14 protein-coding genes are annotated in these 15,686 nt (G+C 66.9%); 8 read left to right on the forward strand and 6 right to left on the reverse strand.

Annotated features, from left to right (window positions below):
- Positions 1-52: 52 nt before the first annotated feature.
- The 8 genes from NJ1_RS21090 to NJ1_RS21125 all read left to right on the forward strand — a co-directional run bounded on the left by NJ1_RS21090 (position 53) and on the right by NJ1_RS21125 (position 6,748).
- Positions 53-1,567, forward strand: coding sequence for an ATP-binding protein (locus NJ1_RS21090; protein ID WP_067697054.1), 1,515 nt, complete (start codon positions 53-55; stop codon positions 1,565-1,567).
- Complete coding sequence (locus NJ1_RS21095) at positions 1,564-2,013, forward strand: roadblock/LC7 domain-containing protein (protein WP_067697056.1); 450 nt, start codon at positions 1,564-1,566, stop codon at positions 2,011-2,013. Before NJ1_RS21090 ends, NJ1_RS21095 begins: the two co-directional genes overlap by 4 nt.
- Entirely contained in the window at positions 2,010-2,366 is a 357-nt protein-coding gene (locus tag NJ1_RS21100; RefSeq protein ID WP_067697058.1) for a DUF742 domain-containing protein, read from the forward strand. Before NJ1_RS21095 ends, NJ1_RS21100 begins: the two co-directional genes overlap by 4 nt.
- Positions 2,347-2,964, forward strand: coding sequence for a GTP-binding protein (locus tag NJ1_RS21105; protein ID WP_067697060.1), 618 nt, complete (start codon positions 2,347-2,349; stop codon positions 2,962-2,964). Before NJ1_RS21100 ends, NJ1_RS21105 begins: the two co-directional genes overlap by 20 nt.
- Complete coding sequence (locus tag NJ1_RS21110; protein WP_067697062.1) at positions 2,961-4,223, forward strand: cytochrome P450 family protein; 1,263 nt, start codon at positions 2,961-2,963, stop codon at positions 4,221-4,223. Before NJ1_RS21105 ends, NJ1_RS21110 begins: the two co-directional genes overlap by 4 nt.
- Complete coding sequence (locus NJ1_RS21115) at positions 4,220-5,443, forward strand: cytochrome P450 family protein (protein ID WP_245717499.1); 1,224 nt, start codon at positions 4,220-4,222, stop codon at positions 5,441-5,443. The genes NJ1_RS21110 and NJ1_RS21115 overlap by 4 nt, the downstream gene beginning before the upstream one ends.
- A 174-nt stretch (positions 5,444-5,617) precedes the next feature.
- Positions 5,618-6,322, forward strand: a complete 705-nt coding sequence (locus NJ1_RS21120; RefSeq protein WP_157574122.1) for a hypothetical protein — start codon at positions 5,618-5,620, stop codon at positions 6,320-6,322.
- A gap of 162 nt (positions 6,323-6,484) precedes the next feature.
- Positions 6,485-6,748, forward strand: a complete 264-nt coding sequence (locus tag NJ1_RS21125) for a GlsB/YeaQ/YmgE family stress response membrane protein (protein WP_067697067.1) — start codon at positions 6,485-6,487, stop codon at positions 6,746-6,748.
- A 148-nt stretch (positions 6,749-6,896) separates the two neighbouring features.
- On the opposite strand, the gene NJ1_RS21130 is transcribed toward NJ1_RS21125, so the two are convergent.
- From NJ1_RS21130 to hxsA2, 6 genes are all read right to left on the reverse strand, one after another.
- Positions 6,897-9,572 (reverse strand): ATP-dependent RNA helicase, encoded by a 2,676-nt coding sequence (locus NJ1_RS21130; protein ID WP_067697069.1) that lies wholly within the window; start codon positions 9,570-9,572, stop codon positions 6,897-6,899.
- 297 nt (positions 9,573-9,869) lie between these two features.
- The gene (locus tag NJ1_RS39295; RefSeq protein ID WP_157574123.1) at positions 9,870-10,184 is read right to left on the reverse strand and encodes a helix-turn-helix domain-containing protein; all 315 of its coding nucleotides are present in this window, start codon (positions 10,182-10,184) and stop codon (positions 9,870-9,872) included.
- A gap of 715 nt (positions 10,185-10,899) precedes the next feature.
- Complete coding sequence (hxsC, locus tag NJ1_RS21140; RefSeq protein ID WP_245717500.1) at positions 10,900-12,060, reverse strand: His-Xaa-Ser system radical SAM maturase HxsC; 1,161 nt, start codon at positions 12,058-12,060, stop codon at positions 10,900-10,902.
- Positions 12,057-13,511: a His-Xaa-Ser system radical SAM maturase HxsB gene (hxsB, locus tag NJ1_RS21145; protein WP_067697074.1), complete on the reverse strand. Its 1,455-nt coding sequence runs from the start codon at positions 13,509-13,511 to the stop codon at positions 12,057-12,059. Before hxsB ends, hxsC begins: the two co-directional genes overlap by 4 nt.
- A gap of 3 nt (positions 13,512-13,514) precedes the next feature.
- Complete coding sequence (locus NJ1_RS21150) at positions 13,515-13,772, reverse strand: HxsD-related protein (protein WP_218025235.1); 258 nt, start codon at positions 13,770-13,772, stop codon at positions 13,515-13,517.
- A 119-nt stretch (positions 13,773-13,891) separates the two neighbouring features.
- Entirely contained in the window at positions 13,892-14,470 is a 579-nt protein-coding gene (gene hxsA2 / locus NJ1_RS41035; RefSeq protein WP_067697079.1) for a His-Xaa-Ser repeat protein HxsA2, read from the reverse strand.
- Positions 14,471-15,686 lie beyond the last annotated feature (1,216 nt).

A 15,686-nucleotide genomic window follows, 5' to 3' on the forward strand; every position in this document is an offset into this window, starting at 1 on the left:
GGAGTCATCGAATCCGCCGGGCGGCGTACCGGAGCCCCGGTCGGGTGTTCGGGTGCCGTTTCGGACGTTGTCGGCGTGTATCGGATCAGTTGTTCTAGGGGTCGCCGCGACGTATTTCATCGCGTCCGACGATCTGCGTATCCCCCTCGTGGTGATCGTGGGCGTGCTGGGCGCACTGCTGGGCGCGGCGGTGACGGTCGCGGAGTACTACCGGTCCGAGGCCGGGCGCGCACGCCGGGACGGTGACGCTCGCGCGGCATGGGCGGATGCCCGCACCGCCGCGGTGATCACCGAGGCCGAGTCCCGGATGGCCTCGGTCATCGCCGAGGCGCAGGGTCGAATCGCGGAGGCCGACTCCAAGGTTCAGACGCTCGACGCCGCCACATCCGAGCGCGCGCGAGATGCCAAGGACAGCGAGAACCGCCGGGCCGCGGCGCTGTCGGCCTTCGCGGGCGCGGCCGGGCGCATGCAGGCCATGAGCACCAGCATGCTGGCCGAGCTGCGCGAGATGGAGAACCGGCACGGCGATCCGAAGGTGCTCGCCGATCTGCTGGAACTGGACCACCGCACCGCGCAGGCGGGCCGCCTGGCCGACAGCATCGCGGTGCTGAGCGGCGCGCGGACCGGCCGCCGCTGGGCCAAACCCATTGCCATGGAATCGATCCTGCGCGGAGCGATGGGCCGGGTCGCGGGCTACCAGCGGGTGCGGCTGCGGGCGGTCACCGATATCGCCATCGCCGGGCACGCGGCCGAGGGCGTCATGCACGCACTGGCCGAGTTGCTCGACAATGCCTGCAACTTCTCCCCGCCCACCACCGAGGTGCACGTGTACGCGGCCGAGGTGCCCGCGGGCGTGGTGATCACCATCGAGGACAGCGGCCTGGTGATGAGCGAATCCGCCTTGCGCCGAGCCGAATCCACGGTCTCGGGCCGCACCGGCGGCGGTTCGGATCTGTCCTCGCTCTCGGGCACCCGCCTGGGCCTGGCCGTGGTCGGCTACCTGGCACGCAAGCACGAACTGACCGTGTCCTACCGCCCGTCCGCGATCGGCGGCACGGCCGTGGTGATCGTGGTCCCGCGCGAGCTGACCACCCGCGTCGATCGCACCGCGACGCTCGGCTCCATTCCGCTGCCCGCCGCCGCGATCGAGCAGCACTCCGATCGGCAGCAAGCCCTTCCGGTCCGCGAAACCGCCGCGCTGCCCGCCGCCGAACCGGCCCGCGCGCTCACCGATCTCGAGACCTTCGCCACCGAGAGCGCCCCCGCCACAGCGCCTTCGGGTGCAGTGCCTTCGGCTACCGAGCTCGCCACCACGCCTTCGGCTGCAGCGCCAGTCACCACGTCCGGTCTGCCCAAACGCCGCCGCGGCACCACCCTGGCGGCGGTGCACCCCGGTGGTCTGCCGGACATGCTGCCCGACGGCCCCGACCCCCAGAACTCTCCCCTGCCGCTGCGTCAGGTCTCCTCGCCCTCCGCGCTCGGCGCCTTCCAGCGCGCGATGAACGGTCGCGAGAATGCCGGCGCCGCAACCTCTTCCCCGTCCGTAGCCTTGGAGGCCGATCAATGAATCCGACCGGGACGCCGTCGGCGACACATCTGGGCTGGCTGCTCGAGCAGCTGCTCACCCGTACCCCGCGCGCCAAGCACGCCCTGCTGCTGTCCGGCGACGGTCTGAAGATCTGCCATACCCCCGAGCTCGGCAACGACAGCGCCGATCAGCTCGCCGCCATCTCCGCCGGCATCCAAAGTCTCTCCCACGGTGCCTCTATCGAATTCGGTGACGGCCGCGGCGGAGTGCGCCAGTCCATGACCGAGTTCTATGGGGGCATCCTGTTCATCGTCGAGGCCGGGGTCGGCGCGCATATCGCGGTGGTCGCCGCGGAGGACGCCGACGCGGGCCTGGTCGGCCACAATATGCGAGAGCTGGTCGAGCAACTCGGCGAGCATCTCGCCGCCGCGCCCAGAATTCCGGGCGCGACCGTACCCCAGGGCCGGGGAGCTGGCGTGTCGTGACCAGGCCAGACGAGGATCCGGACCGGCTCTACACGCTGACCGGCGGACGCAGCCGGCCCGATTCGGATGCCTTCGATCTGGTCACCCTCGTTGTGAGCGAATGTGATCCGAGTCCCGGCATGCAGTCCGAGCATGTGGCGATCCTGGAGATCTGCCGCTCGCCCGCCGCGGTCGTGGAGATCGCGGCGGAGTTGAAACTCCCGGTCGGCATCACCACGATCCTACTGTCGGACCTGCTGCTCGCGGGCCGGATCACCGTGCGGCATCCGCGCACGAACCCTGGCGCGCAATGGAATTCGCTTCCAGACTCCACCACCCTCGAGAAGGTGCTCGTTGGACTCCGCAATCTTTGATCCCCGGCCCGCCCGCGCGGACGCACCACTGCACGCCGATGCCCGGCACGGCCTGAAGATCGTCATCGTGGGCGGTTTCGGCGTCGGCAAGACCACCATGGTGCGCTCGATCAGCGAGATCCGGCCGCTGGACACCGAGGCCACCATGACCCAGGTGAGCCAGGGTGTGGACGACATCACTCTCGCGCCCGGAAAGTCCACCACCACGGTGGCTTTCGACTTCGGCCGGATCACCATCGACGCCGAGCACGTGCTGTATCTGTTCGGCGCCCCCGGCCAGGAGCGCTTCTGGTTCCTGTGGGATCGACTGTTCACCGGCGCGCTCGGCGCGATCGTGCTGGTGGATCAGCGCCGGATCGAGGACTCGTGGTACGCGATCGACCGGCTCGAACATCAGCGCACGCCGTTCATCGTGGCGTGCAACAACTTCGGCGGGACGGCCGATCCGCAGGAGGTCCGCGACGCGCTGGATCTGGATCCGCACGTGCCGCTGGTGGATTGCGATGCACGCAACCGCGATTCCTGTAAGCGAGTGCTGATCGAACTGGTCGAGTACCTGTACACCCCGACTGCTCCGGTTCGGAAGGATCCCGCATGAGCTCACCCGCACAGGCCGGCGGCTGCCCGGTTCGGCCGAGCCCCGGCGTGGTTCCGCTGAGTGGCCCGCGCTTTCACACCGACCCGCAGCATCTCTACAACGAGATGCGCCGCGAGCACGGCGCGGTGGTGCCCGTCGAGCTGCCCGGCGATGTCCCGGCCTGGCTGGTCATCGGATACCGGGAAATGCATCAGGTCACCAACTCTCCCGAGTTGTTCCCGCGCGATGTGAGCCTGTGGAACCAGTGGGGGAACATTCCCGCGGACTGGCCGCTGCTGCCCATGGTCGGTTCACCGCGACCGTCGATCTACTTCACCGCCGGCGCCGAGCATCTGCGGCACGTGGCGATGGTGGAGCCCGCGCTCGAAGCCGTCGATCCGTTCGAAATGCGCCGCATCTGCGAGGAACTGTCCGATCGTCTGATCGACCGGTTCTGTGGTCGCGGCACCGCGGATCTGGTCGCCGATTTCGCCGAGCAGCTGCCGGTGCTGGTGCTGGCCTGGCTGATGGGCTTCTCGGACGAGGACGGCGCCGACCTGGCCTGGACCATGAAGGTGATGGCCGACGGCGGCGCCGACGCCCAGGCCGCGCAGCTGCGGTTCATGCAGCACATGCAGAACCTGCTCGCCATGAAGCGGGCCGTGCCCGGTGACGACGTCGTCTCGCGCATGATCGCCTACCCGGATTCGTTCACCGACGACGAGTACGTCCAGGACCTGATGGCGATCACCGCCGCGGGCCACCTGCCCACCTGTGACTGGCTCGGGAACTCGTTGCGGCTCATGCTCACCGACGACCGGTTCGCCGCGGCGCTCGGCGGCGGGCGGCGCAGTGTCGGGCAGGCGATGAACGAGGTGCTGTGGGAGGACAGCCCCAATGCGATTCTGGCGGGGCGCTGGGCCTCGCGCGACACCCGGTTGGGCGACAAGACGATTCGCGCGGGCGACATGCTGCTGCTCGGGCTCGGTCCGGCCAATACCGATCCGCATGTGCGACAGCATGTCTCGGACCTGGCGCATTCGGGCAACAGCGCGCACTTCGCGTTCAGCCACGGCGAGTACCGCTGCCCCTTCCCGGCGCAACAGCTCGCCGAGATCATCGCCCGGACCGGGATCGAGGTGCTGCTGGACCGGCTGCCCGACCTGGACCTGGCGGTGCCCGCGCAGAACCTGATGCGGCGACCCTCCCCCTTCCTGTGCGGAATGACTTCCCTGCCAGTTGTTTTCACGCCTGTTCGAGCTGTCGGAGGTTTCCAGTGAGTTCCTGCCCCCATGCCATGGTCATCGACCCGATGATGGGTGACCTGGACGGAGAGACCACCGCTCTGCGCGCCGCGGGCCCCGTGACCCGGATCGAACTGCTCGGCGTGCCCGTGTGGACGGTCACCGATCACACCGTCGCACGCCAATTGCTCACCGACACACGGCTGATCAAGGACATCGGCGCCTGGGCGCCGTGGACCTCCGGCGCGGTGACCCGGCAGTGGCCGCTGATCGGCATGATCGATGTGGGCCGCTCCATGTTCACCGTGGACGGGGCCGAGCATCGCCGCCTGCGGATCAAGACCACCCAGGCGCTGACCCCGCGTCGGCTGGAGGCGCTGCGTCCGTCCATCGAGCAGCTGGTGAAGGAGCTGCTGGACAACCTCGAGGAGGCCGGGCGCGACGGCGCGGTCGTGGACCTCAAGCAGGTCTTCGCCTACCCGCTGCCGATGCGGGTGATCAGCGAGCTCATGGGCGTGCCGCCCGAGGATCAGGCCCTGCTGCTGGGCTGGTACAAGGCGTTCTTCTCGATGGTGACCCCGCAGGACGAGCGCCTGAAGGTGATCGAGGATCTGGACGTCTACTTCACCGAGATGGTGCGCCGCAAGACCGCCGAGCCGGGCGACGACCTCACCAGCGCGCTGATCCTCGCCGACGAGGGCGGTGACCCGCTCACCGAGGAAGAGGTGGTGGGCAACCTCAAGGCCCTGGTCGCCGCCGGTCACGAGACCACGGTCAGCCTCATCGTGAATGCGGTGCGCGCCTTGCTCTCCCGTCCCGGACAGCTGGCGCGGATCCGCTCCGGCGACGTGCAGTGGAAGCAGGCCATCGAGGAGACGCTGCGCTGGGACGGGCCGGTCACGCATCTGCTCATGCGCTTCGCCACCGAGGACATCACGGTGGGCGATCTGACCATCGACAAGGGTGAGGGCGTGGTGATGTCGTACCGCGCGATCGGCCGCGACACCGCGATCCACGGGGAGGACGCCGACGAGTTCGACCTCGACCGGACCACCTCGAGCCGCAATCTCTCCTTCGGGTACGGGCCGCACATCTGCCCCGGGGCGGCGTTGGCGCGGCTGGAGGCGGCGATCGGCCTTCCTGCGCTGTTCGACCGGTTCCCCGAGCTGACCCTGGCGGTGCCCGCCGAGGAGATCCCGCATCTTCCGGTCATGACGCAGAACGATGTGGCGGCGGTGCCGGTCCGCCTGCGCTGAACCCGCTCGATCGGGCGCGCGTCGCGAGAGCCGGTCGCCACCGGGTCACCGCGGGCGAGTCGCGGGCGTCGTAGCGTGCGCGTCGCCCGGGACTCGCCGTGCTCGAGCGGCGCATCACCCGGGGCTGCGCGACTCCGCGCACAGATCCGCCGGCGCACTGGCATGCTGTCGCGCGTGAAGCGCACAGGAGCGTGGGTATCGGCGGCCGTCGGCGTGGTGCTTGTGACCAGTGGTTGCGGAGGAGGTGGGTCCGCGAGCGCGTCGGGCGATTCCGCGCCGAGCACGCCGCTCGAGCAGATGGTGCTGGCCGACAGCGAGTTCCCGGCGGGGGCGAAGAGGCTGGACCTGCCGCCGGAAAAGCTCAAGTCGACCCTGTCCGACCTGGGCGGCGCGATGGCCAGCTCGACGGTGACGCCCGCCGAATGCCAAGTGCCCCAACAGGATCTGTCCAATGCCTCGCGGGACATCCTCGGCAAATCCGCCCTGGTCGCCGCCACCACCGACGATATGACCGTCTACGTCGACTTCGTCGCCAGTGGCGTCATGGACCTGACCAGGATCACCGATACCTATACCCGCTGCGGGACGGTGCAGGTCTCGGCCACCACCGAGGGCGCGAAGGTCGACACCGAGGTCGTCATGGACAAGCTCCCTGCGCCCGGTGAGCTGTCGGGCAGCAATGCCATCGCCTACCGATCGACCAGCACCAGCAATGTCGACGACAAACAGCTGCTGTCGCGCACGTCGTATCAGGGCTGGGTGACTCTGCGCGACACCACGGTCGGCGTCCGCGTCTCGGCGCTGTCCGGGGTTCCCGACGAGGCGAAGTTCGACAAGTTCTTCGCCGACGCCGCCAGGAAGGTCCGCGACGCGAAGTAGTTCTGCTCCGGCGCCGGGCTCCCACCGCGCCCGCGAGTGCACCGATATCGCCTGCCGCACGGGGTATTCCGGCCGGGCGCGCTGATCTGTCGCGACACGCTCATGGTCACCCTTGAAACTGCTAGGTTCGTACCGCGTAGCAGGCTAGACAAGGAGCATGCCATGGGCATCATCGTCATGATCATCATCGGCCTCATCGCGGGTGCGATCGCCCGCCTCCTGGTCCCAGGCAAAGAAGACTTCGGCTGGCTCATGACGATCGTCCTGGGCATTGTCGGCGGTTACGTCGGCGGCACCCTCGGCAGCCTCGTCTTCGCCCCCCACAAATTCGACCTGCGTCCCCCGGTCGAACACTCCTTCCTCGGCGCGATCGTCGGCGCGGTGATCATCCTGGTGATCTACAAGTTCGTCCGCGCCCGCGTCTGACCCGAACCGGCGACTCCGCGACCGCGCTCGACCCGGTCGCGGAGTTCTCGTGCGCCACAACGACCCACTCGGCTGCGGATCGCGGACAGGTCCGGGCACACTGTGTGTTTCGAGGTGTGCGGCGGCATCGTGGTCTGCGCTGAGCACCTCAGTTCGGGCGGTTGCGCCCGGCATTGCGGGCGGTGCCGCGGTGCGCCCGCACCGTCGCCGGGTCCTCCGGCCAGGCGTGCTTCGGATAGCGACCCCGCAGGTCCGCACGGACCTGCGGCCAACCGGTGCGCCAGAAGGATTCGAGGTCGGCGGTGACCGCTACCGGGCGCTGGGCGGGCGAGAGCAGGTGTAGCAGGATCGGGACGCGGCCGTCGGCCAGACGCGGGGCTTCGGCCCAGCCGAACACCTCCTGTACCTTGACCGCGAGCACCGGCGGATCTGCCGAGTAGTCGATGCGCGGGCTGCTGCCCGAGGGCACCGGAAGGCGTTCGGGCGCAAGCTCATCCAGGCGAACGGCCTCGGGCCAGGGCAGCAGGCGGCGCAGCGCCGTGCCGGCGTCGATGCGTTCGAGATCGGCGCGGCGGCGGGCCTTCGCGAGTTCGGGGGCGAGCCAAGAGTCGAGATCGGCCAGCAGCGACTCGTCATCCACGGCCGGCCAGGGCGCGCCCACCGTGCGATGCAGGAAGCCCAGCCGGTGCCGCAGAGCGCTCGCGTCCGCATCCCACCGCAGCACACCGAGACCGGTCGAGGTCAGGCCGCGCCGCACGGCCGCCTCGACCAATTGCCGGCTCGGTTCACGAATCTTCTTCTCCGACAGCACGATCGCGCCCAGCCGCTCGACCCGCCGCGCCACCACCTCGCCATCGACCCAATCGACCTCGTCGAGAACCGCCACCAGATTCGGCGCGGCCTGCCGGGCAAGCCGCTCATCGGCCACCGCGGCCAGTCGAATGATCCCGTCGGACCGCCCCGGATCCCGCGTGGCCACCGCCACCGCCAACCACTCCGCATCGCCCAGTCCGGACCCCGGCGGCAGCGTCGCCGCTGTGCCACCGGCCATCAGATAGCTCGCCGACCCGGCCCCGCGCCGCCGCGCCAACCGCTCCGGATGCGCCAGTGCGACAACAAGAGCCGGATCGTCTGCCTTGCCTGAATGCTGCTTGCCCTCCGACAGCCGCTCCGCGATTCCGGGAGCTCGCGCGGACTTCCGGTCCCGCTCGGCAGACTCCCGACTCGGCGTCTCACCCACTTCCGCGAACCCACCACCCGGCATCCCGGTCGAGTCGCTGGTCTCGTTCGGTGTCGAATCATCGTGCGGCTCAACCGATACTGTCGATGCCGAGCCGATTGCCGCCGGGGTCGCGGAGCGGCTCGACGTCTCGTTCAGTTGCCGAGTCAGGCGCTCGACCTCCCGCCGCCAGCGGTCCGGACGCTCCCGCCGCAGCGTGCGCAGTCCGGCGACGAGATCGACTCCGGGAGTCAGGGTGTCGTCATCGAGCAGCGTGACCACCTCCGCGGCGGCCCGCGCGCCGACCTCGGCCGCACCGTCGAGCAGGGCGCGTGCGAGTCGAGGATGCAGGCCCACCTCGGCCATTCGCCGACCGCGATCGGTCGCCGCACCGCTCGAGTCCACAGCGCCCAACGCGTGCAACACTTCTCGCCCGGCCGCCAGTCCGCCGACCGGCGGTGCGTCCCACCAGGCGAGGCCGGAGCCGTCGGGTGTGCCCCAGCACGCCAGTTCCAACGCCAATCGGGTCAGATCGGCGGTCTTGATCTCGGGTTCGGGGTAGGCGGGCAGAGTGCCGTGCTCGTACTCGGGCCAGCACCGCCACGCCCACCCCGGCGCCTCACGCCCGGCGCGGCCCGCCCGCTGCTCCGCCACCGCAGCCGAAACCCGCACCGTCGCAAGGCCGGACAGCCCTCTGCTCCGATCGATTCGCGGCACCCGGGCCACCCCCGAATCCACCACGGCGCGCACCCCCGGCACGGTCAAACTCGACTCCGCCACGGCGGTCGAGAGGACCACCCGCCGCCGAGTTCCCTTCCGCAGCGCGGTGTCCTGCCCCGCCGCGGTGAGGCGCCCGTGCAGCGGGACCACATCCACCCCGTTCAGCCCCGACAGCAGTGCCGCGGTCCGCCGAATCTCGGCCGCCCCCGGCAGAAACACCAGCACATCGCCGTCACTCCCGGTCAAAGCCATCCGGGTGGCCCGAGCGACCTGCGCCTCCAACCGTTCCCGAGGCACCGGCGGCACATACGCCATCTCCACCGGGTATGCCCGCCCCTGAACTCTCACCACCGGCGCCGGCTGCTCCCCGCCCAGCAACGCCGAAAGCCGATCCGCCGCAACAGTTGCCGAGGTGGCGAGCACCCGCAGATCCGGCCGCAATCCCTCCCGCGCGTCCAACAGCAACGCCAACAACAGATCCGCGTCCAAGTGCCGCTCATGACACTCGTCGAGCATCACCACCCCCACTCCGGACAACTCCGGATCACTCTGCAACCTCCGCACCAGCAACCCGGACGTCACCACCTCCACTCGGGTCCGAGCCCCCACCCGGCGATCCCCCCGCACCGAATACCCGACGGTCTCCCCGACCCGCTCCCCCAGCAACGCCGCCATCCGCCCCGCCGCCGCCCTGGCCGCCAACCGCCGAGGCTCCGCCACCACCACCCGCCCGCTCGCCCCCGCCGCCAGCGCCAACGGCACCAGCGTCGTCTTCCCCGTCCCCGGCGGCGCCACCAGCACCGCCGTCTCCCGCTCGTCGAGCGTCTCGACGATCCGATCGAGCACACCGCGGACCGGCAGATCAGGAAGCTCAGGCAGTTTCATCCCCACCAGTCTCCCAACCCCACTCAGACCTCTGTCTCACAGGGCGCTAGGACGGCGCCCGGATCCCATGGATTTGCGTGCAGGTCGCGACGGTGTGGGTTGTCGCGGGCGTGGGCCTGTCATCGCTGTTCGCACGACGTGCGGTGTGGTCGAGCTGTGCGGTCGCACGAATGATGACCACGGCGGGCCACCGAGAACTCCACGTGGTCCACGGCAATCGAACCGGGTGACAACATGCGAAGCCCCTGACAACCATCGCGAAAGATGTTGTCAGGGGCCGGTTTCACGCGGGTGAGCTCAGTGGGCGGAGGCGCTCGCGAGTTCGGTGCCGCGCAGGATGGAGTCGGCGGTGTTCGCGGGCCATTCCAGACCGGCATCGAGCTTGGCGAGGGCGTCCGCGGCGGGATCCTCGTTCAGGCACCGCTCGATCTGGCTGACGGCGTTCGCCGAAAGTCCGCTGGTGCGAGCCACATCGGCTTGGGTCCAGCCCTTCTCCTTGCGGCGGGCCTTGATGCGATCCGAGAGCGCCTTGAGATCGGGCTCGCCGGCCGGAGAAGTCGGCTTCGCGGCGGCCTTCGGCTCCTTCGCGGCTGCGCCCTCGGACTCCGCCACCGGCTCCTTCGGAGCAGTGGCTTTCGGCTCCTTCGCAGCGGCAGCTTTCGGCTCCTTGGCGGCGGGCTTGGTTTCCTGCGCGAGAGCCGCTCCCGACTGCGACCCAACAGCCTTGTCCGCCTTCGAACCGCTCTCGGGCGATACCTTCCGCGCGCCCCCATCCGGAACCAGGAGCCCCTGCGTCAACATCCGCGACCGCTTCCGCCTGCCCATCTTCGCCACAAACCCTCCTCGACTGTCGACCAACTCTCAACCGAACACGAGAAAGGTTGCCACGAGTTCACGTGAATCCCGGGCACGTCCCGTTTCTCGACGTGCCCACGTCGCGTCGGCGGTGAATCGGGATGAGGCTGCGGGCGGGACCACGAAGAGAAAGTGCCGCGTTGGCCGCTGTGAAAGGCAATGGATTCGCATGCAATTGCGCAGCCCACGAAAAGCCCCCTACCTGCTGGTAGAGGGCTTCTTTATGCTCTTCCATCTGGACTCGAACCAGAAACCTGCCGTCCTTTTCAGCGCCCTGCCACGATGCGCTGGAGTCTCCGAAACTCCCCCGCTACCAACATATCTCACTGATCTCCGCTATCAGAGTTCGCGGATTCGGAGGGTGTGAGCCACTCTGGAGCGTCTCGGCCTTCCGCGGGCAGCAATGTAGAACCGCGGCCACCCCTGTCGCGGCAGATGCCACCCACCCCCACGCCATCAAGTCGGAACCTCACTAGATGGCGGCTATCCCGCGACTGAATTTCGGTCGGCCCGTCGAGAAGAAGCCGGCACATTCGTGGCGCACCGAGCAGTCGTCACACTCCGCGACGTACGCGTTCTTCCAGTCCGAGATCGACTGCACCGCGAACGGCCGGATGCTGGCATCGAGGACGCACAGGGGCAGGTTGTAGATCGAAACGTTCACTCGGGCGGAGGAGAGGGCGTCGACACCAGCCTTCAACTGTTCCTGGTAATCGACGGGATCGATCCACAGTGTGGCGTCGTTGGCGACCGCGAAGCCGGTGTTTTCCATGCCCATCAGAGCCACATGATCGACGAATGGCAGGTTACGCGCGATCCACGAGCAGGTCTCACGCAGACGCGGCGCGGTGATGGCATGCAGAACAATACGAATCTCGACCCGTTGCCCCAGGTTCTTGAGTCGGAGCACGCCGAGAACAGTTTCGTCGAACGCGCCCGCGGCCTGAACCACATAGTCGTGAATGTGATCCACCGCCGCATAGATCGGTATACCTGCGGAGAGCTGCGGATGCCCGATCTCGGCCCAGGCGCGCGCGACGTCGGGAACGGAGAAGGCGCGCCCATTGGTCAACACGTGAATCGCGGTGTCCGGGAGCAGATCCCGCGACAGCTCCAGCAGCCCGATGAATCGGCGCCACTCGGTGAGTGGTTCCCCGCCGGTGAATGTCAGTGCGGGAGTCGCCGGGTCGAGCAGTGACAGTGCCTCCGCGATTTCGTCGATCAGCCAGCCGTCATCAACCTTCTTCGGCGGCTGCGAACACATCAGGCAATAGTTGTTGCAGCGTTCGGTGACGAGGAAGAAGTTGTGTCGCGACGACCGACGGTAGAGCAGCCTCACTCGACCCGATCGCGGGTAGAAGCTCAGCACATCGCCATCGCCGACCTCGGCGAACCCCGCCGGAAGTCGGAGGTAACTCGTCGATGCGCCGTCCGGGCACGCATCACGCCCGACCGCGATCCGGAATCCATTCGCCTGCGCCGCCTTCCAGTCGCCATCATCGACGATCAGCGCGGCATCGCGATCATCAGACGGGGCACTGTTCGGGGGACGGAGCCGCACGATCCGGTTCTCCTCGCCGAGTCCAACGTTGTCCGCCGCCGGTGATCGTCCTACAAGCAGAAGAGGTTTCACGACGCCCACTCCCGAAGAACGGCGGCGTCTTCGGGTGAGTGTTCCAACAGTTCGAACAAGTGAGTGATCACGCCCTTCTGTCGCTCGCAGAACTCGGATAGCGGCTTGATTCCCAGCAGATCCCCCTGCGTCGCGTGGTGATATACAGGGTCCGCGCCGCAGTTGGGCTCGAATACGCACGTCGAACACTGTGGAGCAGTCTGGGTCAGCGAATCCGCCACCGCCGACACCAGCGTGTCGGACAACACCAGATCTCGGTAACCATGCTCATGTACGTTGCCGAGTTCGAAGCTGCGGTCCCCCATTTCGGCGAGCATCCGCGCCTCGTCCGAGGCGAATACGGTGCCGTCATAGTTGTAGACCAGCGCACCGAGACCGATCCCCGCCGGACTTCTCAGATCGACATACCCGATGGGCTCATCGCTCAGCATCCGGCGAAGGATCAGGGCCGAATAGAACTCGGGAAACCGGCGCCCGGACTTGTTGATCTCCAGGATGTAGCGAAGACCGCGCTTCCAGAATTCGAGCCATTCCCGGGCATCGTACTTGTGGAACTGTTTGGTCTTGATCGCATGACCGTACGGAGACAACGGCCTCAGGAAGATGCCGTCGAGACCCTGTGCGACGTATTCGTCGACGATCTCCTCCACACGATCCAGACTCGCTTCGGTGGTGGTCATCAACGCACCAACCCGGTCCGGGCCGAGCCGCTCTCGAATGCGCCCGATTCCGGCCACCGCGAGCTCGTAGCTGTTCTGGCCACGACGGGGCCGATTCTTGTTGTGCAGATCGCGCGGCCCGTCCAATGAGGTACTGAGCAGAACATCGTGCTCAGCGCAGAATTCGAGCACTTCGTCATCCAGGAGCGCCAGGTTCGTCGTGATCACGAACTGCAACTGCTTGCCCAGGGACATCGCACGCTTCTCAGCGGTCACGACGATCCATCTGATGAGCTCGAAGTTCAGCAGCGGCTCGCCGCCTTGAAACTCGATCTTGATCATCGGCGCCGGCGCGGACAGTGCGATGTCCAGTGCTTTGGACGCCGTGGCGATGTCCATGTCGTAGCGGACGCGGTCCTTGCTCTGACGCGACACCTGGCAGTACGGGCAGGAGTGCTCGCATCGCAGCGTGACGACGAACAGGTGCAAAGGCGTGGCGGCGCGCAAAAAGCTCAGGCGGCTACGCAGACGAAGGGCGAGAAGCTGCTGCGATGCACGCTGATCGGCCGATGCGATGAAGAGCTTCTCGAAAGCCGTTTCATAGAGCCCGTCACCCGGGGTGAGATCGAGCGCGCACAACCGCTCCAGCTCGGTTGCTGTCATTTCCGCCATGTCGCCAACCATGTTGCCGACGAGGAAGCGGTCTACACCTAGCCGTTCGAACCGAATGGGCAGGAGTCGCAGCCGGGACGTGTCGGGACGGAACGAGTCCGCCGAGGAGAAGCCGACCAACCGTCACTCCCCCTCTGCCAGCGATCCGAATGCCAACGCGACGATGACATCGCGATACCGGCCGGTCTCGCGACCGACCTTCTCGCGTAGGTTCTCGTCCGTCACGAGATTCAGGAAGTGAGTGCGCAACTCATCGCCCCTGAGCTGTGACTGCGTTGGTGAGAGGCGACAGACGTATCGCCCGTCCGCTTCGTCGATCTGGCATGCCGCCTGCCCGATCAAGCGGTAAGCGGCCTCCTGTAGCGCGTCGAGCGACTGCACCGACCTGCTGAAGTCGACAACCAAATCAGACACTGACATCACTCAATCCCCTCATAGAACACGAAAGCCACACTCGCCGAGAGCCATTGACATAGTTCGAAAGCAACCGCACTGCTCGGTCACTGAGGGGGCACCGCAGTCGCGTCAACCGCCGTGCACTGGTCCAATGCTCGCTGGGCAAGATCCTCAGCCTCGGTCGCAGCGAGGCCGAAGACCTCTTGCAACTCGCGCGCGATCTCATTCAGGTCGAGGCCCTCCTTTGCCCGCGTGCACGCCAGAGGGAACGGATCGGAAGCAGGCTGCGAGCTGGCCGGTGGGGTCGTGGTAGGTGGCGGAACGGCCGGTGGGGTCACAGCAGGCGGTGGGCTGTAACCCGGCCTCGGCACATTCGGTCCGCCGAGCCCCGGACTGGAAGACGCATGAGATGCATGAGACGAATGGGATGAATGAGAGGAATGAGAACCATGCTGCGCGAACAACCTGCCATCGCTGGTGCGATGCGTCGTGAAGCTCATCAACTCGACCTCGTTCGGCAAGGCGACCCGAGGCTCCGGCCAGGCCTCCTCCTGTGCCGCCGTAACGCGAGGTTCGTCCGTTCCCGTCGAGACGGACGCCTCCGCGATTGCCTGTGCGGCTGTGGGGATCGCGAGCGCGGCGAGGGCCGCCGTCAGACTCACGATCTTCGGCGTCTCACGCATTCGTACCTCCCAGAATCGAACCCGAGTTGACCACGGCGAACGAAATATCCGTGCGCTCCATCGTCACCCCCTCCATCACAACATCGACCTTCGAAACTTGTTGCCGCAAAGAGTATCTCGCCCGCCGCTGGACCGTTACATATCGAGTTATCACGCGCCCGCACAACGTTCCGGTGACGTCGACGACCGCACCCGTCGGGCGCAGGATGCGCCGTCACACTGACAACGCAGACACCGATACCGCGACCGCAACAGCTACCACCAGCGCCGACACCGGTCGACCGCCGCGAGACAGGATCGAAACGCCATATCCTGCCCTGCGGCAACGGATTACCGCTCGCGATCACATTGTCGGCGGCCTCGTAGCCCCCTCATCCGCTGACGACGACTCAGCAACAGCGCCCGAGAGGTGCTCGTAGCCGCGGCTTCCCGATACCCTCTGCGGGATTCATCGAGCCAACGGGGGCATGGCGATCGGTATTGTCACCCGCGTCGTGATCTCGAAACTGTTGGAAGCGTTGACCCAAACCCGCAGGTTGATGGTTTGCTGTCACACCCCCGAGGAAGCGCGCAGGAGAGGCCGGAAGCACTACGGTCATCTCATACAGCGGCATCGTGACCAAGATGAGGTTAGCCTGAGTAAAGACACTGTCGCCTAACAGATTTGAATAAAGGCAGCTGAATGGCTCAATTGAGGATTTCGACCGCCCCGGCACTACCGAGCATCCCGCACTGGTTGACCAGCAACGCCAGGAGGTCCTGTCACAGTTCCCGCTCGAAGCGTGGTGGGAACTGCCGCCGCAGCGATATGCGCTGGGTTTGGGCAGCGACGGGGACGACGTACCTTTACCTCGAATACGGCCATGGTAGGGCCAGGACTCGCAGACAGCAAGTAGGCCATACTCGTAGTAGTACAGCCAGCATCGGTCTCACACCGAGAGCGCCTGACGAACCCAGCCCGCGCAACCGGAAAACCGGGACGGACACGCCATTGCTCTGAATCATCATTGTGACGCCCGATGGACGACTTGGACTACTTTCGACATGACCGGTCGCCGAAATGTTCCGCCGCGAATTTTTGGGGTTTTCTTGGTGCAGGGTCCGATCAGTGGACCGAACGAAAAAAGCCCTTTGACCATATTTACTGGTCAGGGAACTTTTCAGGCTCCCCCGTCTGGACTCGAACCAGAAACCTGCAGATAAGGAGCCACCGTCG

Origin of the sequence: Nocardia jejuensis NBRC 103114, assembly GCF_001613145.1 — a bacterium.
In the GTDB taxonomy this organism is placed as follows: domain Bacteria; phylum Actinomycetota; class Actinomycetes; order Mycobacteriales; family Mycobacteriaceae; genus Nocardia; species Nocardia jejuensis.

Excerpts from the sequence above, each read along its gene's own strand:
- NJ1_RS21095 (WP_067697056.1), top strand. The coding sequence starts at position 1,564 with ATGAATCCGACCGGGACGCCGTCGGCGACACATCTGGGCTGGCTGCTC.
- NJ1_RS21110 (WP_067697062.1), top strand. The coding sequence starts at position 2,961 with ATGAGCTCACCCGCACAGGCCGGCGGCTGCCCGGTTCGGCCGAGCCCC.
- NJ1_RS21125 (WP_067697067.1), top strand. The coding sequence starts at position 6,485 with ATGGGCATCATCGTCATGATCATCATCGGCCTCATCGCGGGTGCGATC.
- NJ1_RS21130 (WP_067697069.1), bottom strand. The coding sequence starts at position 9,572 with ATGAAACTGCCTGAGCTTCCTGATCTGCCGGTCCGCGGTGTGCTCGAT.
- hxsA2 (WP_067697079.1), bottom strand. The coding sequence starts at position 14,470 with ATGCGTGAGACGCCGAAGATCGTGAGTCTGACGGCGGCCCTCGCCGCG.